The sequence below is a fragment of the Pseudomonas sp. SCT genome, from assembly GCF_003864275.1.
GTDB classification, from domain to species: Bacteria; Pseudomonadota; Gammaproteobacteria; order Pseudomonadales; family Pseudomonadaceae; genus Stutzerimonas; species Stutzerimonas stutzeri_AE.
Genome location: NZ_BDJA01000006.1, coordinates 275,238 through 297,782, shown reverse-complemented (window position 1 = coordinate 297,782; position 22,545 = coordinate 275,238). Strand labels below are relative to the sequence as shown.

Annotated in this window: 20 protein-coding genes; 8 read left to right on the top strand and 12 right to left on the bottom strand. The window is 62.6% G+C overall.

Annotated elements, in window-relative coordinates:
* Positions 1-23: 23 nt before the first annotated feature.
* Positions 24-782, bottom strand: a complete 759-nt coding sequence (locus BHD08_RS16835) for a tetratricopeptide repeat protein (RefSeq protein WP_125023640.1) — start codon at positions 780-782, stop codon at positions 24-26.
* Positions 782-1,462: a Fe2+-dependent dioxygenase gene (locus BHD08_RS16830; protein WP_125023638.1), complete on the bottom strand. Its 681-nt coding sequence runs from the start codon at positions 1,460-1,462 to the stop codon at positions 782-784. The genes BHD08_RS16835 and BHD08_RS16830 overlap by 1 nt, the downstream gene beginning before the upstream one ends.
* A gap of 142 nt (positions 1,463-1,604) precedes the next feature.
* On the opposite strand from BHD08_RS16830, the gene BHD08_RS16825 reads away from it, so the two are divergent.
* Both BHD08_RS16825 and BHD08_RS16820 read left to right on the top strand, forming a co-directional pair.
* Positions 1,605-3,863: a TonB-dependent siderophore receptor gene (locus tag BHD08_RS16825; RefSeq protein ID WP_125023637.1), complete on the top strand. Its 2,259-nt coding sequence runs from the start codon at positions 1,605-1,607 to the stop codon at positions 3,861-3,863.
* A 292-nt stretch (positions 3,864-4,155) separates the two neighbouring features.
* Positions 4,156-6,222, top strand: coding sequence for a TonB-dependent siderophore receptor (locus BHD08_RS16820; RefSeq protein ID WP_256678710.1), 2,067 nt, complete (start codon positions 4,156-4,158; stop codon positions 6,220-6,222).
* 147 nt (positions 6,223-6,369) lie between these two features.
* Here BHD08_RS16820 and BHD08_RS16815 read toward each other — a convergent pair whose 3' ends face one another.
* The 6 genes from BHD08_RS16815 to BHD08_RS16790 form a co-directional block, all read right to left on the bottom strand.
* Entirely contained in the window at positions 6,370-7,926 is a 1,557-nt protein-coding gene (locus BHD08_RS16815) for a sulfite reductase subunit alpha (protein ID WP_125023634.1), read from the bottom strand.
* A 47-nt stretch (positions 7,927-7,973) separates the two neighbouring features.
* The gene (locus BHD08_RS16810) at positions 7,974-8,846 is read right to left on the bottom strand and encodes a DUF4198 domain-containing protein (protein WP_125023632.1); all 873 of its coding nucleotides are present in this window, start codon (positions 8,844-8,846) and stop codon (positions 7,974-7,976) included.
* Between the two features lie 14 nt (positions 8,847-8,860).
* Positions 8,861-9,370, bottom strand: coding sequence for a DUF2271 domain-containing protein (locus tag BHD08_RS16805; RefSeq protein WP_125023630.1), 510 nt, complete (start codon positions 9,368-9,370; stop codon positions 8,861-8,863).
* 9 nt (positions 9,371-9,379) lie between these two features.
* Positions 9,380-9,973 (bottom strand): PepSY-associated TM helix domain-containing protein, encoded by a 594-nt coding sequence (locus BHD08_RS16800; RefSeq protein WP_125023628.1) that lies wholly within the window; start codon positions 9,971-9,973, stop codon positions 9,380-9,382.
* A gap of 160 nt (positions 9,974-10,133) precedes the next feature.
* Positions 10,134-12,362 carry a TonB-dependent receptor domain-containing protein gene (locus BHD08_RS16795; protein WP_125023626.1) on the bottom strand — a complete coding sequence of 743 codons (2,229 nt, stop codon included), beginning with the start codon at positions 12,360-12,362 and terminating at the stop codon, positions 10,134-10,136.
* Between the two features lie 179 nt (positions 12,363-12,541).
* A complete protein-coding gene (locus BHD08_RS16790) occupies positions 12,542-13,246 on the bottom strand; it encodes an SIMPL domain-containing protein (protein ID WP_015278058.1) in 705 nt (234 codons plus the stop codon).
* A 153-nt stretch (positions 13,247-13,399) separates the two neighbouring features.
* Between BHD08_RS16790 and BHD08_RS16785 the strand changes: the two genes are divergently transcribed.
* The 6 genes from BHD08_RS16785 to BHD08_RS16760 all read left to right on the top strand — a co-directional run bounded on the left by BHD08_RS16785 (position 13,400) and on the right by BHD08_RS16760 (position 18,242).
* Positions 13,400-14,653, top strand: a complete 1,254-nt coding sequence (locus tag BHD08_RS16785) for an ATP-binding protein (protein ID WP_015278057.1) — start codon at positions 13,400-13,402, stop codon at positions 14,651-14,653.
* Positions 14,654-14,686: 33 nt separating this feature from the next.
* On the top strand, positions 14,687-15,247 hold the full coding sequence (locus BHD08_RS16780) for a response regulator transcription factor (protein WP_014821408.1): 561 nt from the start codon (positions 14,687-14,689) through the stop codon (positions 15,245-15,247).
* A 109-nt stretch (positions 15,248-15,356) separates the two neighbouring features.
* Positions 15,357-16,298 carry an AEC family transporter gene (locus BHD08_RS16775; RefSeq protein WP_015278056.1) on the top strand — a complete coding sequence of 314 codons (942 nt, stop codon included), beginning with the start codon at positions 15,357-15,359 and terminating at the stop codon, positions 16,296-16,298.
* Positions 16,299-16,482: 184 nt separating this feature from the next.
* Positions 16,483-17,466, top strand: coding sequence for a M23 family metallopeptidase (locus BHD08_RS16770; RefSeq protein WP_125023624.1), 984 nt, complete (start codon positions 16,483-16,485; stop codon positions 17,464-17,466).
* The gene (locus BHD08_RS16765) at positions 17,447-17,803 is read left to right on the top strand and encodes a hypothetical protein (RefSeq protein WP_125023622.1); all 357 of its coding nucleotides are present in this window, start codon (positions 17,447-17,449) and stop codon (positions 17,801-17,803) included. The genes BHD08_RS16770 and BHD08_RS16765 overlap by 20 nt, the downstream gene beginning before the upstream one ends.
* 13 nt (positions 17,804-17,816) lie before the next feature.
* The gene (locus BHD08_RS16760) at positions 17,817-18,242 is read left to right on the top strand and encodes a polymer-forming cytoskeletal protein (RefSeq protein ID WP_041756753.1); all 426 of its coding nucleotides are present in this window, start codon (positions 17,817-17,819) and stop codon (positions 18,240-18,242) included.
* 40 nt (positions 18,243-18,282) lie between these two features.
* On the opposite strand, the gene BHD08_RS16755 is transcribed toward BHD08_RS16760, so the two are convergent.
* The 4 genes from BHD08_RS16755 to gatB all read right to left on the bottom strand — a co-directional run bounded on the left by BHD08_RS16755 (position 18,283) and on the right by gatB (position 22,544).
* Positions 18,283-19,371: a calcium/sodium antiporter gene (locus BHD08_RS16755; RefSeq protein WP_125023620.1), complete on the bottom strand. Its 1,089-nt coding sequence runs from the start codon at positions 19,369-19,371 to the stop codon at positions 18,283-18,285.
* A gap of 38 nt (positions 19,372-19,409) precedes the next feature.
* Positions 19,410-20,495 carry a calcium/sodium antiporter gene (locus BHD08_RS16750; protein ID WP_125023618.1) on the bottom strand — a complete coding sequence of 362 codons (1,086 nt, stop codon included), beginning with the start codon at positions 20,493-20,495 and terminating at the stop codon, positions 19,410-19,412.
* A gap of 64 nt (positions 20,496-20,559) precedes the next feature.
* A complete protein-coding gene (locus BHD08_RS16745) occupies positions 20,560-20,961 on the bottom strand; it encodes a septal ring lytic transglycosylase RlpA family protein (RefSeq protein ID WP_015278051.1) in 402 nt (133 codons plus the stop codon).
* Positions 20,962-21,098: 137 nt separating this feature from the next.
* Complete coding sequence (gene gatB / locus BHD08_RS16740) at positions 21,099-22,544, bottom strand: Asp-tRNA(Asn)/Glu-tRNA(Gln) amidotransferase subunit GatB (RefSeq protein WP_125023616.1); 1,446 nt, start codon at positions 22,542-22,544, stop codon at positions 21,099-21,101.
* Position 22,545 lies beyond the last annotated feature (1 nt).

The window sequence follows — 22,545 nt, the reverse complement described above, 5'->3', positions numbered from 1 at the left end:
GCGTTTTCGTTTCTGCGCTTGGTTCACCGCAACTCGGCGCGTAGCTCGTCGCGTCGCCGCGCGTAGGCCACGACGATATCGGCAATCTGCGGCAGCGCAGCGGCTTGCAGGCTGGCCAGTGCAGTCTCGATGAACTTGAGGTGGCCGAGCTCCAGTGCGCGACTCAGCCAATGCCGCGCGGCGTCCCATTGCTGCTGGGCGAGTAGCACGGCGGCATGACTGAACTGACCGCGAAAGTCACCGGCCTCGGCGGAACGTCGATACCAGGCGTGCGCGGCCGATACATCCCGAGTCACGCCGCAGCCGTCTTCGAGGCAGCGGCCGGTGAGGTTCATCGATTTGGCATGGCCGAGTTCGGCCGCCTGGCGGTATAGGCGATAGGCCGCGGCTTCATCCTGTGGAATGCCGCGGCCGGTGGCGAGCAGATTGGCCAGGTTGTACATGCCCCAGTCCAGGCCCATTTCTGCTGCGCGGCGGTAGAAATCGGCCGCACGTGCAGGATTGGCAGGCGTGCCCCAGCCATGTTCGTGACAGCGTCCAGCCATATTGCCGGCCATGGCATGGCCGCGATCGGCAGCGATGCTGAACCAGGTCAGTGCTAGCGCAGGATCTACCTCAATGCCACGGCCATCCAGGAGGATCTGGCCGAGCAGGGCTTGCGCTTCCAGCTCTCCGGCTGCGGCAGCAGCCAGTACCAGCCGTGCCGCACGCTGGGGTTGTTCAGCGAGGTACTCGAGCTGTTCGGTGTCGAGCGTCTCCTCGCGGCGCAGAAGATGGGGCATCAGACCTCGACCCAGCGGCGCAGCAGGTTGTGATAGGTGCCGGTCAGCTGCACCAGGGATGGATGCTCTGGCACATCGGCGGTCAGCTGCTGGATGGCCTGATCCATCTCGTAGAGCAGCGTGCGCTGGGCGTCTTCGCGCACCAGGCTTTGAATCCAGAAGAACGACGCCAGCCGCGCGCCACGGGTGACCGGCTCGACCTTGTGCAGGCTGGTGCTGGGGTAGAGCACCATGTCGCCGGCAGCGAACTTCACCTGCTGCGTGCCATAGGTGTCGTGGATCACCAGCTCGCCGCCGTCGTATTCGTCGGGATCGCTGAAGAACAGCGTGGCGGACAGGTCGGTACGCACGCGCTCGGCGCTGTTGCGTACCTGACGCACCGCATTGTCGATGTGATAGCCGAACTCGCCGCCTGCCGTGTAGCAGTTGAACAGGGGCGGAAAGACCTTGCTCGGCAGCGCGGCAGACATGAACTGCGGGTGCTGCCAGAGCCGTTGCAGCATGGCTTCGGCAATCTCGCGGGCCAGTGGGTCGTCCTCCGCCAGCTGCAGATTGCATTTGGCCTTGGCCGATTGATAGCCAGCCGTGACGCGACCGTCCTGCCAGTCGGCCTGTTCCAGCGCGGAGCGAATACGGTGGGTTTCTTCTCGGGAGAACACATTGGCAATGCGTAGAAGCATGGATCACCGGCGGAGGGTGGAAAGAGGTAAATGATATTAGTTTGCATCAAGGTGTTTCAGAGTGCGACAGAATGTATCAGAATGCTACCTGCTAATAATAGCAATTCGCAGTTGCATCAACTTTTCCAAGGATCCGCATTACATGTCGCGTCAGTCTTTAGAACTGGCCCAGCCACCTCGCGTGTTGGCTTCGGCTATCGGTGTTGCCCTTACCGCTTTCTCCATTCCGTCCATGGCTCAGGTCGTTCCTGCAGCGTCATCGCCCAGCGAAGCGCCGGTTGCGCTCGATGAAGTGACGGTGCTCGGCGAGCAGGAGCAGGCTTACAAGGCCGATACGTCCGCCTCGAAGAAATACACCGCACCGCTGCGCGAAACACCGAAGTCGGTCACCGTGATTACCGATCAGGTGATTCGCGACACCGGATCGCTGACGCTGGTCGATGCGCTGCGCACCACCTCCGGCATTACTTTCGGCGCAGGCGAGGGCGGCAACCCGGCGGGCGATCGGCCGATCATCCGCGGCTTCAATGCCGAGAGCGATACCTTCATCGACGGCCTGCGTGATGTGGGTTCGCAGACCCGCGAGATCTTCAACGTCGAAAGCATCGAAGTCAGCAAGGGGCCCGGTTCGGCCTACAGCGGGGCGGGTTCCACCGGCGGCAGCCTTAACCTGATCAGCAAGACAGCCAAGCAGCGCGATTTTGGCGATGCCAGCGTCACCCTTGGCTCGGATCAGACCCGTCGCTACACGCTGGACGTCAATCGCGTACTCGCTGACAACATCGCCGGCCGCCTGAACCTGATGAAGCACGAGGCCAATGTCGCCGGCCGCGATGGCGTGGACGTCAGCCGCTGGGGCGTGGCGCCGACCATCACCTTCGGCTTCGATACGCCGACCCGGGCGACGCTGTCCTATTACCACCTGGAAACGGACGACATGCCCGACTATGGCATTCCGCTGACCGTGGCCACGCCGACCAACCCGCGCCGCGAGCCGGTCAAGGTCGATCGCGACAACTTCTACGGGCTGGAAAGCAGGGACTTCCGCGAGAGCACCACGGATGCCGGCACGATCCGTTTGGAGCACGACCTGAACGAGAATCTGACCGTTTCCAACACCACACGTATAGCCCGCAGCACCCTGGACTACATCGTCACCAACCCAGACGATTCGCGTGGCAACGTGCCCAATGGCCTGGTTTCACGCTCTGCCAAGAGCCGCAACTCCAACACACAGAGCTGGGTCAACCAGACCGATCTGACCGCACGCTTCGATACCGGCAGCATCGAGCACACCCTGGTAACGGGCGTGGAGATCAGCGATGTCGGTGTGCACAACCGGCCTTACGTGGTGACCCCGGGCGCCGGCGGCAACAGCTGTACGCCGGCGCACCTGGCGTCCGGCGACTGCACCAGCCTGTCCAACCCGAGCCCCAAGGATGCCTGGACCGGCAGCATCGCGCGCAGCACGGCGACGACCGATACCGACACCGAAACGCTGGCGGCCTATGTCTTCGATACGCTGAAGTTCAATGAGCAATGGTCGCTGAACATGGGCCTGCGCTACGACGACTACGAAACGGAGCAGAAAGCCGTCTCTAACGCCGGTGTGATAACCCGTCCGGAGAACAAGAGCCACTTCTGGAACTACCAGCTGGGCCTGGTCTTCAATCCGCTGCCCAACGGCAGCATCTACGCGGCTTGGTCGACTTCCAGCAATCCGTCCGGCGAGACGGGTGGCGAGGGTGCCGATGCGCTCAGCGTGGGCAATGAGATCCTCGATCCGGAGCGCAACCGTAACTACGAGATCGGAACCAAGTGGGACTTCTTCGACGAGCGCCTGGGCCTGACCGCCGCACTGTTCCGCACCGAGAAGACCAACGCGCGGGTGACCAACGCCAGCGGTTTCCAGGAAAGCATCGGTGAAACCCAAGTCGACGGTCTGGAACTGAGCGCGACCGGCCAGCTCACCCGCAACTGGCAGGTCTTCGCGAGCTACACCTACCTGGACGCCGAGCTGGTCAAGTCCGGCGCCGCCAATATCGGCACGCGGGCCAATCCGATCTACGTCGAGGGTCTGTATGACGGCAACGAGGTGCCCAGCACGCCGAAGCACAGCTTCAGCTTCTGGAACACCTACAACCTGACCCAGGACCTGACCATCGGTGGCGGCGCGACCTATGTCGACTCCCGCTTCGGCGATGCGGCGAACAACATCGAGGTACCTGAGTATTGGCGCTACGACGCCATGGCGGCCTATCGCCTGAGCAAGAACCTTGACCTGCAGCTGAACGTGCAGAATCTGACGGACAAGCGCTATTTCGATCAGGTCTACGGCTCCCACATGGCACACGTGGCCGCTGGGCGCACCGCGCTGCTGAGCACGAACTTTCATTTCTGATAACCCGCCCGCGCGTCAGTCCTACCCAGACCCCCGGCCTAGCCGGGGTTTTTTGTCCGTCCCTCTGCAGGAACGGCCCATGCCCACCGTTCCGCTTGCTCTCCACCCACCCCCGCTGATGCTTCCAGGGAGCGAAAGCCCGTCCCAGTAGACTTAATCCTTTTACGACATTAAGATTACAAAAATAAACACAAACAATTCGCATTCATAACGAGTGTTTTTATTGGGGGTAGAGATGTCTCAGCGGTCACGCTTCAACACAACGAAAGTGGCAACTGCCGTACGAATGGCGGTGTACGGGTTGCCTTTGCTCGCATCGGCGCAGTGCGCCCTTGCTGCGCCTGCCGATACGGTCACGCTGGATTCGATGGAGGTCGTGGAGAAGCGCGACAGCTACCGCGTCGAGCGCACCAAGGTGGCCACCAAGACCGACACGCAGCTGCGCAACATTCCGCAGTCCATCACCGTCGTGACCGACAAGCAGATCAAGGACCAGAACATGCAGAGCATGGCGGACGTCGTCCGCTACGTGCCTGGCGTGCAGATGGCGCAGGGCGAGGGGCATCGTGATGCGCCGATCCTACGGGGCAATACCTCGACAGCCGACTTTTTTGTCGATGGGATGCGTGACGATGTGCAGTACCTGCGCGACCTATATAACGTCGAGCGAGTCGAGGTACTCAAGGGGGCCAGTGGCATGGTCTTCGGCCGCGGCGCCAGCGGTGGCCTGATCAACCGTGTGACCAAGCAGGCCAACTGGACCGATGGTCACGAACTGGGCCTGAATTATGGTTCTTGGAAGAACCGCCGGATGACCGGCGATTTCAATGAGGCGGTCAATGAGAACGTCGCAGTGCGGTTGACCGCGATGTTCGAAGACTCCGAGAGCTTCCGCGACGATGTGGATCTGGAGCGTTGGGCCATCAACCCGACCGCCACATTCCGCGTCAGCGATGCAACCACCGTCGAGGTAGGCTACGAGCACTTCGATGACGATCGCACCGTCGACCGTGGCGTGCCGTCGCTCAATGGCAAACCGATGAAGCTGGACGAGTCGATCTTCGTCGGTAACGCGGATCTTAGCTATGCCACCGCGAAGGTCGATGCCCTGAATGCGCGGGTAACGCATGAATTTTCCGACAACGTCACCCTGGTCAACCAGACCCGTTTCGCCGATTACGAGAAGTTCTACCAGAACGTCTTCCCGGATTCCGCCGCAGCGACCAGCTCGTCGATCAGCATTGGCGCCTACAACAACGCCACCGATCGCACCAACCTGATCAACCAGACCGATGTGACCATCGCCACCAGTGCCATGGGCATGGATCACACCATCCTGGTCGGTGGCGAGCTAAGCCGCCAAGTGACCGAGAATTTCCGTGAAACAGGGTTCTTCGACCCGAAGGACGATGAGATAAAGTCTGTCAAGGTGACGCCGCAGAGTCCGCGCTACAGCGGGCCGGTATATTTCCGCCAGAGCGCCACCGATACCGACAATCGCAGTACGACCAAGACCGCAGCGCTCTATCTGCAGGACCAGATCGAGCTCAACTCGCAGTGGGAATTGATCCTTGGGGCGCGCTACGACAAGGTAACGATCGATCACAGCAACTACCGCAACGGTCAGCAACTTTCGAGCTCCGACGACCTGGTGTCGCCGCGTGCCGGCCTGATCTACAAGCCGCTGGATGACCTGTCCTTCTACGCCAGCTACAGCAAAGCCTATGTGCCGCGCGCGGGCGAGCAGCTTGCCGGACTTACCGCCACCACCCAGGCGCTCGATCCGGAAGAGTTCACCAACCGTGAAGTCGGCGTGAAATGGGACATCAACCCGCGTCTGGCCGCCACCGCTGCGGTCTACCGCCTCGATCGCACCAACGTCGCGATTACTGATCCCGACAACAACGCCCGCTCGATTCTTGTTGACGGACAGCGCGTGGATGGCGTTGAGCTTGGTCTGACTGGCAACCTGACTGATGCCTGGCAAATCATTGGTGGCTATGCCTACCAGGAAAGCGAAATCAAAACGCCCGGCGCGAGCGATGGCAACAAGCTCAGTCAGGTACCGCGCAACTCCGTCTCGCTCTGGAACCGCTACAACTTCAACTCCCAGTGGGGCGTCGGGCTTGGTGCCGTCTATCAGAACGCGGTGTATGCCAGTGCCGACAACAAGGTCGAGCTGCCCAGCTTCGTGCGCGTCGACGCTGCGGTCTATTACGCCGTCAGCCCCGACCTGCGCCTGCAGCTGAATGTCGAGAACCTGCTGAACGAGGACTACTACGCTTCCGCCCACAGCAACAACAACATTCTGCCTGGCGCACCTCGCGCATTTGGAGTTGGTGCGAATCTATCTTTCTGAGTCGCCCCGTCTGCTGGCGCAGCACTAGACGTGCTTCGTCAGCTTCCCCGGCCTAGGCCGGTTCCTCGTTGGGATCTTCAAGCAGCGTCCACCCGGTGGATGCTGCTTTTTTTTGTCTACTGATGGCTCATCCGGGGGCTCAGGTTATCAATACAGGTCGCGCCGATAGCGTCCCTGTTCGCTCAGTTGCTCCAGCTGCGCCTCACCGAGCAGGCCCAGCAGTATTTGCTGCACCTCCTGCCCCATACCTTCCAAGCTGCCGCAGACGTAGATCGCCGCGCCCTGATCGACCCAGCGGCGCAGGTCGTCCGCCGCGTCGCGCAGTGCATCCTGTACATAGCGCTTGTGGGGCTGGTCACGGGAGAACGCCAGATCCAACCGCTGCAGATGACCGCCATCACGCCACTGCTGCAACTCGCCCTGAAAGAGGTAGTCGTGCGCCGCGTTGCGCTCGCCGAACAGCAGCCAGTTACGCGAGCCGGGCTGCGCCGCGCGTTCGCGCAAATGCGCGCGCAGCCCGGCGATGCCCGTACCGTTGCCGATCAGGATGAGTGGCGTGGCGGCGTCCGGGCCGTGGAATGAGGGGTTGCTGCGGATGCGCAGATCGATCTCTTCGCCAATGGCGGCGTAGCGGCATAACCAGCCGGAACCGAGCCCGGGAGTGCCGTCGCTGTGGAAGGCTTCGCGCACCACCAGCTGCACGGCGCCGTCCGCGGGTATCGAGGCGATGGAATATTCGCGGTGCGGCAACGGCGGCAAGGCCAGCAGCGCCTCGGCGTCGAGGCCGTGCAGGTCGCCAGTCGCGGGCAGATGCCTTCTGGACAGCTGTGCGGCCAGGCTTTGGCCGTCGAACAACTCAAGAGAGTCGAGACCCACATCGTGCAACAAGGCTTCGATGCGCGCGGGGGCGTGGCGCGGGCCGACCTCGACGATATCGCCGGCGCGCCATGATGCCTGTTCACTCGGCGGGGCAAGGGTCAGCAGATGTACCGGCGCACCGGAACTCCCCGGGTTGAGGCGATGGCGTCCGGTCAGGCGCCAGGGTTGATAGGGTGCCGGCAGCCAGTCGCTGAAATTGCTGTTGCCGCTCAGGTGGGCGAGCTGGTGTTGCCAGTGACGCAGCACGCCAGGATCGCCGCGATCGGCTTCCAGCCGGTCGAACAGCGGCACGCTCCCCAGCTGGCGCAGACGCTCGTCGAGGCGGCGGCCGAAGGCGCAGAAATCCCGGTACTGGCGATCACCGAAGGCCAGCACGCTGTACTCGAGGTCCTGCAGCTGCAGATTTGCCGCGTTCAGGCGCTGTTCGAAGCGGGCGCCGTTGTCCGGCGCTTCGCCTTCGCCATAGGTGCTGACGACGAACAGGATGCGCCGCGCTGGCAGCCGGCTCGGCTCCAGCGCATTCAGCGGCAGCAGCTGCACGTTCATGCCCGCTTCGCGAAGCTGCTCGGCACTGCGCTCGGCATAGAGCCGGGCTTGCCCGCCCTGGCTGGCATAGGTCACCACAAGCGCCGAGGTCGCGTCGGTAGATGCTGCTTTGCGGCGTAGCTGTCCGCGCCAGCAATACAGCGACATGGCCAGATAGACGAGGACGACTACGGCAGCGCTGATCGCTCGTGGCGGCTGCCACCATAGCAGCAGCGCAGCGACGGCGAGGCAGCCGAGCAGCGGCGACAGACGCCGGACGGATTGGAAAGGTCTGGGCAAGAAGCGGACTCGTTGCGGGGAATGCGGTAGCGGTCGCTGCCTGAGCGTCAGGGCGACAGCACTTCCAGGGTTGCGCTGTAGCTGGCGCGGCGCTCGGTGGCCGGCTTGCTGACGCCCTTGGTGGTGGTCAGCTCGGCTTCCATCCAGTACATGCCGGCTTCCGGCCAGGTGATGCTGACCTTGCCGTCCTTGTCGGTTTTCGTCTTGATCTCACCGAGCTCGTCGCGGTAGCGGTTGCCACCCGGAATCACGCTGATCTCGACATCGTCGGCCGGCTTGCCGTCGAGCAGGAAGACGAAGTCTGCCGCTTCGCCGGCGAACAGGTCGTTGGGGTGGGTGACGGGCTTGAGCTCCAGGCCCTGGCCGGTCGGTGCAAGTACTTCGCTGGACGGCGCGCCGGAGGTGACGAACACTTCCATGCGGTTGCTGGTCTGGCTGACCTTGAGCCCGTCGGCCTTGGCCGGGACATCTTTGGCGAAGCTTTCCGCGGTGCCCATCCAGCGGCGCGGCTGACCGTTTTCCTTCCAGCTGGCGAACAGGCCATTGTTGGCTACGGCCAGCTTGTAGGTGCCTTTCTGGCTCAGCTGCACATCGAAGGTGCTGCGGTAGCGGCCGACAGCGCCGTTCTGCGCGGAGACCTTCGAGCCATCCGGCGCGATGATCTGCAGCTCGGGAACCGGCCGACGCATGCCCGGCGGGCCGCCTGCCGGGGCCTGGGCTGTATCGCCGATGCCTTTGAGGCGCATCGGTACGTGTTCGAAGTAGAACAGATCGTTGGAAACGGCAGCGTCGACGGTGATCCACGGCTCTTCGCCGGAGAGCACGGTGGCCGAGGGCAGCATCCAGGCGCGGTGGGCCTGGGCCGACAGCGGCAGACAGACGGCGAGCGCCAGGGTGGTCCATTTGATGACGGGTTTCATGGCGTGCTTCCTGTTCATGGGGTCAGCTTGAGGGTGATTGCGCCCAGCTCGCTCTGGCCCTGGGCTTGGTGCTCGGCGCTCTGCTGAGGCGGCCAGCTGAAGGGAACGCGCAGCAGTTCGCGGCCGCCGACTTCACGGGCGGCTTCGACCACCACGCGGTATTCGCCAGCTTCCAGCGCCTTCAGGGCCGGATGCTGATCCGAGAACTTCAGCGAGTGGCTGCCCACGGCGCGGGTAGCACCGCTGACACCATCGACCGGCATCTCCAGGCTGCGGCCGCTACGGCGCCACCACTGGCGCAGGTCCTTGAGCCATTTCTCGCCTTCCTTGTCCTTGAGCTTGGTGTCGTACCACACCGCCAGATTGGCAACGTGGCTCTGGTCCGGGCGCTCGAGCCAGATGGCGACATAGGGGCGGTGGTACTCGGCGACATCCAGACGCGGGATTTCCACGTCCAGCTGCAGGTCCGCCGCATATAGCGGGGCGCTGAGCAGGACGAGGGGCAACAACAGGCGTTTACGCATGAGCAGTCCTTAATGAATGAAGAGCAGCGCCAGTAGCAGCGGAATTACCAGCCCCAAACCCACCAGCGGCCAGGTACTGGGACGGCTGCCGGCGTGACGTTGCAGGAGCAGCAGGCCGGTGAGGCTGAACGCCACACAGGCAACGGCGAAGAAGTCGATGAACCAGCTCCAGGCCTCGCCGGTATGGCGGCCCTTGTGCAGGTCGTTGAAGTAGGCGATCCAGCCGCGGTCGGTCGACTCGTATTCGAGTTCACCGCTTTCGCTACTCAGACTCAGCCAGGCGTCGCCGCCGGGGCGAGGCAGGGCGACGTAGAGTTCCCCATCGCTCCACTCGGCCTCACGTCCGGCCAGGCGAATGTCCAGCGTCTGCTCCAGCCACTCGCGCAGCTCGACGGGCAGGCCCGACTCGGGCGCTTCGGCTTGTAGTTGGGCGAGCAGCGGATCAGGAAGCTGCGCGGCGCGGCTTTGCACCTGGGGTCTGCTTTCGATCTGGCCGGCGTGGTTGAGCGTGATACCGGTGACCGCGAACAACAGCATGCCAACCAGGCACAGCGCCGAGCTGATCCAGTGCCATTGGCGCAACGTGCCGAGCCACAGACGCATGGTGATCCTTACCTTGGAGAAAAGTGGTGCGAATTCTAGGGTGCCTCGACGAGAAGATGCTAAAGATTTACAAACAGCATACATTCGCGTCTTGGCTGCCAAGGGCTGTGCCGGAAACAACGAAGCCGGGATAGACCCGGCTCGTTGTATTTCTAGGCGGTTAGAAGGTGAAGTTGGCGGATAGCCACAGACGGCGGCCTTCTTCCATCACCCCGGTAGTGCCGGCGGTCGAGTGGGAGAAGTCGGTGCCAAAGGCTGTGCCGTTCGCTACGCCGCCACCGATGCCATTTGCGTTAGGTGAGGAGTAGGTGCTGTATGCCTTGCCGTCGACGAAATCCTTGTCCAACAAATTGTAGATAGCCGCGTTGAAGGTCAGGTTCTCCGAGGCGCGGAAGGACCCGCCCAGATGGAACAGGGTGTACGCCTTGGTGTTCTTGCCCAACGTGTCGTAGATGGACTGATTGGTGGAGTAGGTACCGTTGGCGTTGGCTAGGTTCTCGTACGAGGAGGTGAAGCGAGCGCGCTCGCCGCGGTACTCGCTCTTCAACCAGAGATTCAGACGGTCGGTGGTCTGCCAGTTCAGCTTCGCATTGGCCAGGTGCTCCGGCGTGTTGGTCAGGGGTTCGCCCTTGTTGTCACCGCTCTTCTGCTCGCTGTCCGTGTAGGTGTAGTTGGCGCTCAGCGTCCAGGCTGGGGCGAATGCCCAGCTTGCGGCAAGCTCCAGACCCTGGGTGACGGCCTCGTCGATGTTGATCTGCTGCGCATAACTGCCGTCGGGAATTCCTGGGCGTCCGGTGATCTGGATGGGGTCGCCGCTGGCGATCTTGTCCTTGAACTTGTTGTGGAACAGCGTGGCGTTGGCATTGAAGCCAGCCAGGTTGTCGAAATACACGCCGAATTCGGTGCTCGTCGTGGTTTCCGGCTCGAGATCGGAGTTGCCGATGGTGATGACCTGGCCCTGACGTGTGGCGCCATTCACGCCGGAATGAAGGTCGTTCAGATCTGGCGTACGGTAGCCGCGGCTAACGCCGCCCTTCATGGTCCAGTTGTCGGACGTATTCCAGACGAGATAAGCGCGTGGGCTGACATGACCGCCGAAGGCTTCGTGATCGTCGTAGCGGGCACCCAGTGTCAACGCCAGATTTTCACGCAGGCGCCACTCATCTTCAGCGAAGACGGCCCAGGTTTTCTGCTCGAACGTCGTCTGAGCGATGCCGTCGTCCATCTCGGCTTTCCACCACTGGCCGCCGACCGTGGCGATGTGCGAATCACCCACGGGTGCGACCAGTTTGGTGTCCAGTACCAGATTGGTCGTCTCCAGTTCGCGTGGCGCACCGCCGATGGCACCTGGCACTGCGGTTGGGCTGTCGATGGTGCCGGGAATGGTGCGGCCAATGGTTTCGGTGGTGTTGTGCATCAGACTGGATTCGAGCGTGCCGAAGCCCAGGCGACCGGTATGGGTGAGCGCGATCTGCTCACGTTCGAAACGGAGCTCGTCGTCGTAACCATTTGCCCGGGTAGCCGCACTGGCGCTGCATTCCTGATTCTGGCCATCAAGGCTGCCGAGCTGACATTCGTCGTTGTTGTAGACCTGGCGTCCACGTTCCACGTCCAGGCCGAAATCGTGATCCTCGTGCGGCGTCAAGGTCAGGCGGGCGCCGAGGTTATGCGTGCGGCCCTCGACGGGGGAGGGACCGCGCTTGCTCACTTCGATGCCGTCGCCGTAGCTCAGGTCGGACGCTTCACGATCGAACAGGCTTCCGCGCAGCTGCAGGCCCAGCAGGCCGTCGACCAGCGGGCCGCTGGCGTAGATGCTGGTGTTGCGGGTATCGCCGAAGTCGCGATCTTCCTGGTAGGTGTAATCCTGCGTCAGTGAGCCGGTCCACTCCTTGGCCACCTTGCGGGTAATGATGTTGATCACGCCACCCATCGCGTCGGAACCATAAAGCGTCGACATCGGGCCGCGGATGACCTCGATGCGCTCGATGGCAGACAGCGGCGGCATGAAGCTGGTGGACGTTTCGTTGAAGCCGTTGGGCGTGACGTTGCCCGCCGCGTTCTGCCGGCGCCCGTCGATCAGGATCAGGGTGTACTGGCTCGGCATACCCCGGATGCTGATGTTCAGACCGCCGGTCTTGCCCGTACCCTGGCCGATGTCGATACCTTCCACGTCGCCCAGAGCCTGCGCCAGGTTGTTGTAGCGCTTCTGCTGCAGATCTTCACGGCTGATGACGCTGATGCTGGCCGGCGCTTCGGTGATCTTCTGTTCGAAGCCGGAGGCGCTGACAACCGTGTCGTTGAGCGTGACAGGCGCGTTCTGAGCGAAGGCCGTCCAGCTGCAGCCGATGAGGGCGCAGGACAGGGCGGTACGTGAGAAGGGGATAGACATGCGGGCTCCTTGTAGCCGTCTCGTTGGCGCCCGCATGATAATCATTCGTAAACGAGAATTTACGGTTTACTGCATTTCGTTCTCAATTGGCTCGTTGAATCGCTCTCTAGCCCTTGCATGGCGTGGGTTCGGAATTTGTAAGCAGATATGTAACAAGCGGACCAAATGGTCAACTTTTCTCACGGCATCTGGATTTCGATGACGCCGTCGGCGTTGATCGTGACCTGACGAGTGCCTGCCTCGATCTCCGGTACCGGAGCCGATTCCATCATGTCCATCTTCATGGCGCTGCTACGCATGACCGGCTGAAAGCCACCGCCGTTGAGGTTTAGGCTCACCAGCTTGTAACCGCTGCCACCGAGCGCTTCGGTCGCCAGCTGCGCCCGGGCCTGGAACGCGGCTACGGCATCCTTGAGCAAAGCATCCTCGTTCTGCTTGCGGATCGGATCGGAGACACTGAAATACATGCCGCCCATCTTCAGGCTTTTCATCAGTTCGGCGGTCAGTTTCGACAGACTGGCGAAATCGCCGCTTTCCAGACGCAGCTCCGCACGCTCTCGCCAGCCGGTGATCTGCTGACCCTTGTCGTCGTAGACCGGGTAGCTGTTGCGGCTGCCCTGGCTGACGATCACGTCCTTGTTCTGGCGAGCGGTCTGCAGCGCCTGGTTCAACGTGCGAGTGGTCTGCGCCGCGAGTTCGGCGGGGTCGCTGTGCTGGGCTTCGCTGTAGAGCGTGACGTGCATGCGGTCATGGGCCACTTCGCTGCTGACTTCGGCGCGCAGGGCAACCTGGTTGTAGCGGGCCTCTTCGGCCATGGCGGGCAGGCTGGTGATGCTCGCGACCACGGCGACGAAGGCTGCGCGGCGGAGGAGGGATGGGTGCATAACGGGTCCTTGGCAAGGGCACCGGGACGGTGCGGTAGCTCAAGACTCTAACTCCGTCAGCGAATGTGTGCAGCAGTCCGTGCGTCGAGTTGCCGCATTTCGGGCTGGCTTGCGAACGGCTTGGTTATACTCCGCCGAATTGTTGGAGACTCCATGTACGCATCCGTCCCGCTGCTGTCCGCCAGTCGGCAGAACCTTCGGCTTCTGACCCTTATTCGCATCGTGGTGCTGGCCGCACAGTCCGGCGCGGTCGGTGTGGCTTACGCAACCCAGCTGCTGACGCTGCCCTGGCTGGCGCTGGGCATCACCCTGGCGGTGTCCGCCGTGCTTTGCCTGGGGACCGCGCTGCGCTTGCGCGGACCCTGGCCGGTAACCGAGCTCGAATATGCAGTGCATCTGGGCTGCGATCTGCTGGTCCACAGCGCCCTGCTGTATTACTCGGGCGGCTCGACCAATCCCTTCGTTTCCTATTATCTGGTTCCGCTGACGATCGCCGCGGCGACATTGCCCTGGCTGTATTCCATCGTGCTTTCCGGCCTGGCGCTGCTGGGCTATACGCTCATGCTGGTGTGGTACGACCCGCTCACCCTGCCTCCATTCGAGCGCGCGACACTGCAGGTCTACGGCATGTGGCTGAGCTTCGCCCTGGCGGCGGCGCTGATCACCTTCTTCGTCGCGCGCATGGCCGAGCAGCTGCGCCGCCAGGAACAGCAACAAGCCCAGCGCCGTGAGGAGAGCATGCGTGACCAGCAGCTGCTGGCCGTGGCGACCCAGGCCGCCGGTGCCGCCCATGAACTGGGCACGCCGTTGGCGACCATGAGCGTGCTGCTCAAGGAACTGCGGCAGGAATATAACGACGAGCAGCTGAACGAGGATCTCGGCCTGCTGCAATCGCAGGTCCAGCTTTGCAAGGAAAGCCTGCGCCAGCTGGTTCGTGCTGCCGAGGCGGATCGGCGGCAGGCCGTAGTCGAGCAGACGGCGCGCGAATGGGTCGAATCGGTGCTACAGCGCTGGCACCTCATGCGTCCCGAGGCCACCTACCGCTTCCACTGTGTGGGCCTCGGCAGCGCGCCGAAGCTGATGCCACCGGCGGACCTCAGCCAGTCGCTGCTCAATCTGCTGAACAACGCCACCGACGCCAGTCCGGAAGATCTCGAGATTCGCCTGGACTGGGATGCACAGTGGATTCGGCTGACCATCCGCGATCATGGTGCTGGCGTGCCGCTGGCCATCGCCGAGCAGATTGGGCGGCCATTCATCACGACCAAGGGCAAGGGTTTCGGCCTTGGTCTGTTTCTCAGCCAGGCCAGCGTTACGCGCGCCGGTGGCACAGTGAAGCTCTACAATCACGAAGAAGGTGGCACACTGACCGAACTGCGCTTGCCGCATGGCTCGGTACGCGCCTGACCCTGATCGTGACCAATGCGAGGAAATGCACAGATGACCGACGAGTTGCAGCAAGAGGGCGAAGAACAACCTCACCTGCTGTTGGTGGATGACGATCCGACGTTCACCCGGGTGATGGCTCGCGCCATGAGCCGCCGTGGGCTGCAGGTCAGCATCGCCGGTTCGGCCGAAGAGGGCCTGGCCCTGGCCAAGCAGGATATTCCCGACTATGCAGTGCTTGACCTGAAGATGGAGGGCGATTCGGGGCTGGTACTGCTACCCAAGCTGCTCGAGCTGGACCCGGAGATGCGGGTGCTGATCCTGACCGGCTATTCGAGCATCGCCACGGCGGTCGAAGCGATCAAACGTGGCGCCTGCAATTACCTGTGCAAGCCTGCCGACGCCGACGATGTGCTGGCCGCACTGCTGTCTCAGCATGCCGACCTCGACAGCCTGGTACCGGAAAATCCCATGTCGGTCGACCGCCTGCAGTGGGAGCATATCCAGCGGGTGCTCAGCGAGCATGATGGCAACATTTCCGCTACGGCCCGCGCGCTGGGCATGCACCGGCGGACATTGCAGCGCAAATTGCAGAAGCGTCCGGTTCGACGCTGATTCGAAGCGGCAATTGCGCGGGGGCCGGACGTCGTCAGCGACACGGCCGTCGAGCCCTCGCGTAGCTCATGCTTTATGCTTGCACCTCTCGTAGTTGCAGGCTTTTCCCATGTTTTCCCTCGTTCTGCAGACCCTGAGCGTCACTGCTCCGGTGTTTGCCATGCTGTTTCTTGGCGTCGCGCTCATGCGCCTGCGCTGGATCGACTCGGCGTTCGTCCATACTGCCTCGTCGCTGGTGTTCAAGGGCACCATGCCGACTCTGCTGTTTATCTCGATCATCAAGGCCGATCTGAGTGCGGCGCTGCAGCCTGCACTGCTCCTTTATTTCGTGCTCGCGACCGTAGCCACCTTTGCCCTGGCCTGGCTCTGGGCCCTTTGGCGCTGCCCGGCTCCGGATCGTGGGGTTTACGTTCAGGGTGCGTTTCGTGGCAACAACGGGATTGTCGGTCTGGCGCTGGCCAGCAGTCTTTATGGTGATTACGGCCTTTCGCTCGGCGGCGTGCTCGCTGGTGTGGTGATCCTCGTCTACAACAGCCTCTCGGCCGTGGTACTGGCCATCTACAGCCCGGACGGACGCGTCGGGCCGAAGGACATCCTGCTCAGCATTCTGCGCAATCCGTTGATCATCGGTGTAGTGGCGGCCGTGCCGTTTGCTTATTGGCAAGTCGCTTTGCCTGGTTGGCTGATGACGTCGGGGCAGTACTTTGCGCAGATGACCTTGCCGCTGGCGCTAATCTGCATCGGCGCGACGCTTTCTCTGGATGCATTGCGCAAAAGCAGCGGCAGCGCACTGAGTTCGAGCCTGATGAAGATGGTCTGGTTGCCGGCGCTCGCAACGCTGGGTGCCTGGGCCTGTGGCTTCCGGGGCGCGGAGCTGGGCATTCTGTTTCTCTATTTCGCCAGCCCGACGGCGGCGGCGAGCTTCGTCATGGCACGTGCCGTGAATTCCAATCACCAGCTTGCTGCGACGATCATCGTCATCACGACGCTGATGGCGGCGCTGAGCATCAACGCGGGGCTGTTCCTGCTGGGCTGGCTGGGCTGGATCTAGGCTGCCTGTCGACGCACTTCTGCGCCGTTCGTCGCCAATGCGGTGTTTCGGTTTAAGAATCGCAGCGCGATGGTCGTAATCGGTCATCAGGCCTCAGAAAAAAAAGCGCGTTTCCGTCAAATTGCCCTGGACGTTCAACGGCTTGCCTAGCGAGGCGGCCGCTCTATGTTCTAGGGAATCATTCATGGCTTTTTTCACACCTACGAACCGATCACTGACGCGGGATGATATCCGTGTGGTGAACCTGCGCCGGCTGACACTGCCAGCTTTGGCGATCGTGCTGAGCGTAAGTCTGGCAAGCTTCGCCGGTGGGGTATGGGTAGGCGCTGATCGGCACGCGCAGATCGAAATCACGCATCTGGACGATGTGTCGGAGGGCGAAGGCCGCTTCGCAATTGCCCGCGTGGGCGAGGTGGTAGGACGGTTGAAGTCCCTTGAGTCCGACCTGATCGCGCTGCAGCAGATGATGGATCAACAGCAGACGCTGCACGGCCAGTTGTCTGCTCTGGACCCGACGCTGTTGCCGGTTCTGGTGCCGGATCGTCCCGCGCGTGCCGGGAGCGTGGGGCAGGGTGGCGCGCTGTTGCCTGCGCGCGGTTGTTCCGGCGAGCTTTCGGCCGAAAGCGAACGCGCCACCCTCGCCGATCTGCAGCGCAGCGAAACGTCTGCGCGCTGCATGCGCGTAATGCTCGATAGTCTGATGCAGCGAGTCGCCGAACGTAACGCAGCGCTGATGGCCATCCCTTCGAAACGACCGGTGGGCGAGGCTCGTCTGGGCTCTTCATTCGGCAATCGTATCGATCCCTTCCGCAAGACGCTGGCATTCCATTCGGGCGTCGATTTCGCCTTGAAATCCGGCTCCGACGTCATTGCTGCGGCTGGCGGTCGGGTGCGTTTCGCCGGTTACCGCGGTGCCTACGGCAAGCTGGTGGAGATCGACCACGGTAATCGTCTGGTTACGCGCTATGCGCATCTGTCGAGACTGGATGTACGCCAGGGTGACCTGGTCACCCCGGCGCAGCGCATCGGCGCCGTAGGCTCTACCGGACGTTCGACCGGCCCGCATCTGCATTTCGAGGTGCTGCACAAGGGTCGCTTCGTCGACCCGCAGCGCTTCCTGGCCCTCGGCGATCTGGAGCGCATCAGCGATGGCATGGCTGAGGACTAAGCGCCCGACCACCCGCGAACTGCTGCGCGCCGAACACCGACCACATGCGGCTCGTAGCGTGCGGACCGGCCGCTGGATCATTTTCGCGTTGCTGTGCGTAATCGGCGCGTTGCTCTATCTGCGCGGCCAGGAGCAAACGCAGCATGCGCAGCGGGTCGAGGTACTCGGTCGGGAGGCTCAGGCAATGAAGGCTGAGCTGGAGCAGGTTCGCCTGCAGCGCCAGGAAACTCAGGCCATCGAAGAGCAACTGCTCAGGCGTATCGCCACGCTATCGGCGCAGGTCGAGCGCCTGCAGACCGACCTGGCTTTCTTTCGTCAGCAGAAGAAAGCCCGTTAATTTTCTGGAGTAGATGATGTTCAAGAAGAAGTCCGAATCCCGCGTCACCATTGACCAGTTTTCCAGCCTGATCTCCGGGAATCTTGCACTGGTCGGGGATGTGACGTTCGAAGAGGGGCTGAAGGTCAGTGGCGAGGTGCGCGGCAATGTCAGTCACAAGGCTGGCACTCACAGCCTGCTGGCGCTAAGTGCCGAGGGCCGGATCGAGGGAAACGTCAGTAGCTACGATGCGCTGATCGACGGGACCATCGTCGGCGATCTGGTGGTCGAGCATCTGCTCGAACTGCACTCCAATGCGCGGGTCCGCGGCAACATCCGTTATCGCCAATTGAGCATGGAAAACGGCGCGGTGGTCGATGGCACCCTCAGCCGTATGGGGGACGCGGAGGAGAGCGCGCAGGTGCTCGAGCTGCCGCGCCCGCAGGCGCGCGAAGGCTGAATAGGGCGGGCCCGACAGGCCCGCCCGGTGGCTCGGCTTGTTATCCGCGCTGAGCTTTCCAGGCGCGGCCGGCGATGACCAGCAGCGTGATCGCAGTCAGCGGCAGTGCATAGCCCAGCATGGCGTCGCCAAAGGTTTCCGCGAACGGGCGGCCGGTACTGGTCAGCACCAGGTACAGGGTGTAAGCCACGTAATAGGCGACGAACAGGGCGCCTTCCCAGCGCTTGATGCAGTAGCCGGCGAAGAAGATCGGCAGGCAGGTTACCGCTACCGCGATCATCACCGGGAAATCAAAGGCTAGCGCGTTCGAAGACACACCGATCGCCTGCGGCGACACCAGCGAGGCCAGGCCGAGTACGCAGAGCAGGTTGAAGATGTTGCTGCCAACGATGTTGCCGACGGCGATATCGCGCTCGCCGCGAAAGGCCGCCATGATCGAGGTGGCCAGTTCTGGCAGTGAGGTGCCGATGGCGATCACGGTCAGGCCAATGACCAACTCCGATAGGCCGAGCGCCCGGGCCAGGGCCACGGCGCCCTCGACGAGGAAGTTGGAACCCACCACCAGCAACACCAGGCCTGCGATCACCAGGCCAGCGTTGATCAGCCCAGCATGCGGCTTGGCCGGCTCATCCAGGCCGAACTCCTTGGCAAACTCGTCGTCGACTTCCGCAGCTTTTTCGCGGCGACTGCTTATGATCAGGAACAGCGTGTAGACCACTACCGCGGTGAACAGCAGTGCACCGTCGATACGGCTGAGTTCGCCGTCCCAGGCCAGGCCGAAGGTCACCAGGCTGGCGCCGATCATGATCGGCACATCCAGGCGGATCAGTTGACGCGATACCACCAGTGGTGCGACCAGTGCGGTCATGCCGAGAATCAGCAGTACGTTGGCGATGTTGCTGCCCACGACGTTACCAATCGCGATGTCACCGCTGCCATTGAGTGCGGCCTGCACGCTGACGGCCGTCTCCGGCGCGCTGGTGCCGAAGGCGACCACGGTGAGGCCAATGACCAGTGGGGAGATGCCGAACTGGGCGGCGAGTTTGGCTGCACCTCGCACCAGGACCTCCGCGCCGGCAACGAGCAGCACCAGGCCGGCTATGAGGTAGACAAAGGTCATCAGGGTCACGATGGGGCGCTCCGCAAAAAATCCAGAAAGTGGGTGTTTCAGCGCTGGTGTTGCCAGGCGCGCAGGAAGATCACCAAAAGCGTGACGGCCGTCAAGGGGAAGGCGAACCAGAGCATCGCATCGCGCAGCAATTCGATGGCACCGAGTCCCGTGGCGAACATCACCAAGTAGAGGGTGTACGCGACGTAATAGGCGAAGAACAACATGCCTTCCCAGCGTTGAATGCAGTAACCGGAAAAGAAGATCGGCAGGCAGGCAACGAATACCGCCAGCATCACCGGAAAGTCGAACGACTGCGCATTGGGTGAAATGGACAGGCCGTCCGCGGCTACCGCGGCGCCGGCGCCGAGCACCAGCAACAGGTTGAAGATGCAGCTGCCCACCACATTGCCGACGGCAATGTCGCGTTCACCCTTGATAACCGCCAGCACGGAGGTTGCGAGCTCGGGCATCGAGGTGCCGACCGCTACGACTGTCAGTCCGATGACCAGCTCCGACAGACCCAGCGCGCGAGCCAGCCCGACGGCCCCTTCGATGAGCAGATTAGAGCCGCCGACCAGCAGGCCCAGGCCCAGCAGGATCAAAAACAACTGGAGCACCCAGGCGTATGGCTTTTCGGCTTCGGCGGGGCCGAATTCCGCAGCGAACTCGTCGGCGTCTATGGCCGGCTTCTCTCGCTTGCTGGCGACGACCAGGAACGCGGTGTAGCCGATCAGGGTGATGAGCAGCAGCGCGCCATCCAGGCGGCTGATGCTGCCGTTCCAGGCCAAGCCGTAGCAGAGCAGGCCGGCACCGATCATCACCGGGACGTCCAGGCGGATCAGTTGCCGAGACACCACCAGCGGGGCTATCAGTGCGGAAAGACCGAGAATCAGCAGGATATTGGCGATGTTGCTGCCAATCACGTTGCCTACCGCGATGTCACCGCTGCCATTTAGCGAGGCCTGCACGCTGACGGCGGTTTCGGGGGCGCTGGTGCCAAAGGCGACCACCGTCAGGCCGATGATCAGCGGTGGAATGCCGAAGCGACTGGCCAGCTTTGCTGCGCCGCGTACCAGGGATTCGGCACCCACCACCAGCAGCACCAGCCCGCCGAGCAGATAGGCGAAAGTCACCAGCGACATACAAGCGCTCCTTTAAAAGCAGATTCAGCGCTAACGGCGGGTGTCGAATTCGGAATTTTGTCGGTCATGGGAGGGTTTCAATACGTACGCGGGCCACGCCGCTTTTCAGCATGTCCAGTTGCATCGCGGCGGCGCGTGAAAGGTCGATGATTCGGCCGCGGCGGAATGGCCCGCGGTCATTGATGCGCACCACCACTTGCTTGCCGTTCTGCTCGTTGGTCACACGCACTCTGGTGCCGAAGGGAAGGCTGCGATGCGCCGCTACCAGGGCGTTCTGATCGTGCAGCTCGCCATTGGCGGTGCGTTGGCCATGATGCATTCGTGCGTAATAGGAGGCTTTGCCGCTCTGGCTGAAGCGATCCTGGGCTGTGGGCGGCGCTTTGGTCGGTTGCGTCGATTGGCGATCTGCGCATCCGCTGGCCAATATGGCGAGCAAAAGCAGGGCAGTGAGGCGTGTCAGGCGCATGAACAATCCTTCCGTTGGGTCGATCGCTGAGTCGGCGATGGCCCGCGGCAGGTATGGCGACGTGATTGCGGTGCCGGGAGCATGCTGGTGATGTCCGCGACTGCAACGACTGCAATCGCGGACAGTCATCGCTCAGCTTAGCCTTCGAGCTTTTTCTTCAGCAGTTGGTTCACCTGGCCGGGGTTGGCCTTGCCCTTGGATGCCTTCATCGCCTGGCCGACGAAGAAGCCGAACATCTTGCCGCGCTTGGCTTCGTCGCTGGCGCGGTACTGTTCGACCTGCTCGGCGTTGGCCGCGAGCACTTCGTCCAGCATCTTCTCGATGGCGCCGGAGTCAGTGACCTGCTTGAGGCCTTTCTTCTCGATGATCTCGTCAGCCGAGCCTTCGCCAGCGGCCATCGCCTCGAAGACCATCTTGGCGATCTTGCCGCTGATGGTGTCGTCCTTGATACGCAGGATCATGCCGCCCAGCTGCTCGGCGGTGACTGGCGACTGTTCGATGTCCAGGCCGTCCTTGTTGAGCAGGCTGGACAACTCGCCCATCACCCAGTTGGCCGCCAGCTTGGCATCGCCGCAGGTAGCGTTGACCTGTTCGAAATAGTCGGCCAGCTCGCGACTGGCGGCCAGCACCGTGGCGTCGTAGGCGGACAGGCCGAACTCGTTCTCGAAGCGTTCGCGCTTCTGCACCGGCAGCTCCGGCAGACTGGCGCGCACTTCGTCGAGGAAACTCTGCTCGATCACTACCGGCAGCAGGTCGGGGCAGGGGAAGTAGCGGTAGTCGTTGGCTTCTTCCTTGCTGCGCATGGAGCGCGTCTCGTCCTTGTTCGGGTCGTAAAGGCGGGTTTCCTGTACCACCTTGCCGCCGTCCTCGATCAGCTCGATCTGCCGTTGCACCTCGTGGTTGATGGCCTTTTCGATGAAACGGAACGAGTTGACGTTCTTGATCTCGGCGCGGGTGCCGAACTCGGCCTGGCCCTTGGGTCGCACCGAGACGTTGCAGTCGCAGCGCAGCGACCCTTCGGCCATGTTGCCGTCGCAAATTCCGAGGTAACGGACGAGCGCATGGATCGCCTTCACATAGGCGACCGCTTCCTTGGCGGAGCGGATGTCCGGCTCGGAGACGATTTCCAGCAGCGGAGTGCCGGCGCGGTTGAGGTCGATGCCGCTCATGCCGTGGAAGTCTTCGTGCAGGCTCTTGCCGGCGTCCTCTTCCAGGTGCGCACGAGTGATGCCGATGCGCCGGCTGCTGCCGTCTTCCAGGGTGATGTCCAGATAGCCCTTGCCGACGATGGGATGGTCCATCTGGCTGGTCTGGTAGCCCTTGGGCAGGTCAGGGTAAAAGTAGTTCTTGCGCGCGAAGACGTTCTTCGGCGCAATCTCGGCATCGATCGCCAGGCCGAACTTGCAGGCCATGCGCACGGCTTCGGCATTGAGCACCGGCAGGGTGCCGGGCATGCCGAGGTCGACCAGGCTGGCCTGGGTGTTGGGCTCGGCGCCGAAAGTGGTGGCGCTGCCGGAAAAGATCTTCGACTGGGTCGCGAGCTGTGCGTGAATCTCCAGCCCGATCACGGTTTCCCACTGCATC

What these genes read in the sequence shown, in the direction of transcription:
- BHD08_RS16835 (WP_125023640.1), bottom strand. Translation starts at nt 782, where the DNA reads ATGCCCCATCTTCTGCGCCGCGAGGAGACGCTCGACACCGAACAGCTC.
- BHD08_RS16830 (WP_125023638.1), bottom strand. Translation starts at nt 1,462, where the DNA reads ATGCTTCTACGCATTGCCAATGTGTTCTCCCGAGAAGAAACCCACCGT.
- BHD08_RS16825 (WP_125023637.1), top strand. Translation starts at nt 1,605, where the DNA reads ATGTCGCGTCAGTCTTTAGAACTGGCCCAGCCACCTCGCGTGTTGGCT.
- BHD08_RS16810 (WP_125023632.1), bottom strand. Translation starts at nt 8,846, where the DNA reads ATGAAACCCGTCATCAAATGGACCACCCTGGCGCTCGCCGTCTGTCTG.
- BHD08_RS16805 (WP_125023630.1), bottom strand. Translation starts at nt 9,370, where the DNA reads ATGCGTAAACGCCTGTTGTTGCCCCTCGTCCTGCTCAGCGCCCCGCTA.
- BHD08_RS16800 (WP_125023628.1), bottom strand. Translation starts at nt 9,973, where the DNA reads ATGCGTCTGTGGCTCGGCACGTTGCGCCAATGGCACTGGATCAGCTCG.
- BHD08_RS16795 (WP_125023626.1), bottom strand. Translation starts at nt 12,362, where the DNA reads ATGTCTATCCCCTTCTCACGTACCGCCCTGTCCTGCGCCCTCATCGGC.
- BHD08_RS16790 (WP_015278058.1), bottom strand. Translation starts at nt 13,246, where the DNA reads ATGCACCCATCCCTCCTCCGCCGCGCAGCCTTCGTCGCCGTGGTCGCG.
- BHD08_RS16785 (WP_015278057.1), top strand. Translation starts at nt 13,400, where the DNA reads ATGTACGCATCCGTCCCGCTGCTGTCCGCCAGTCGGCAGAACCTTCGG.
- BHD08_RS16780 (WP_014821408.1), top strand. Translation starts at nt 14,687, where the DNA reads ATGACCGACGAGTTGCAGCAAGAGGGCGAAGAACAACCTCACCTGCTG.
- BHD08_RS16775 (WP_015278056.1), top strand. Translation starts at nt 15,357, where the DNA reads ATGTTTTCCCTCGTTCTGCAGACCCTGAGCGTCACTGCTCCGGTGTTT.
- BHD08_RS16770 (WP_125023624.1), top strand. Translation starts at nt 16,483, where the DNA reads ATGGCTTTTTTCACACCTACGAACCGATCACTGACGCGGGATGATATC.
- BHD08_RS16765 (WP_125023622.1), top strand. Translation starts at nt 17,447, where the DNA reads ATGGCATGGCTGAGGACTAAGCGCCCGACCACCCGCGAACTGCTGCGC.
- BHD08_RS16760 (WP_041756753.1), top strand. Translation starts at nt 17,817, where the DNA reads ATGATGTTCAAGAAGAAGTCCGAATCCCGCGTCACCATTGACCAGTTT.
- BHD08_RS16750 (WP_125023618.1), bottom strand. Translation starts at nt 20,495, where the DNA reads ATGTCGCTGGTGACTTTCGCCTATCTGCTCGGCGGGCTGGTGCTGCTG.
- BHD08_RS16745 (WP_015278051.1), bottom strand. Translation starts at nt 20,961, where the DNA reads ATGCGCCTGACACGCCTCACTGCCCTGCTTTTGCTCGCCATATTGGCC.
- gatB (WP_125023616.1), bottom strand. Translation starts at nt 22,544, where the DNA reads ATGCAGTGGGAAACCGTGATCGGGCTGGAGATTCACGCACAGCTCGCG.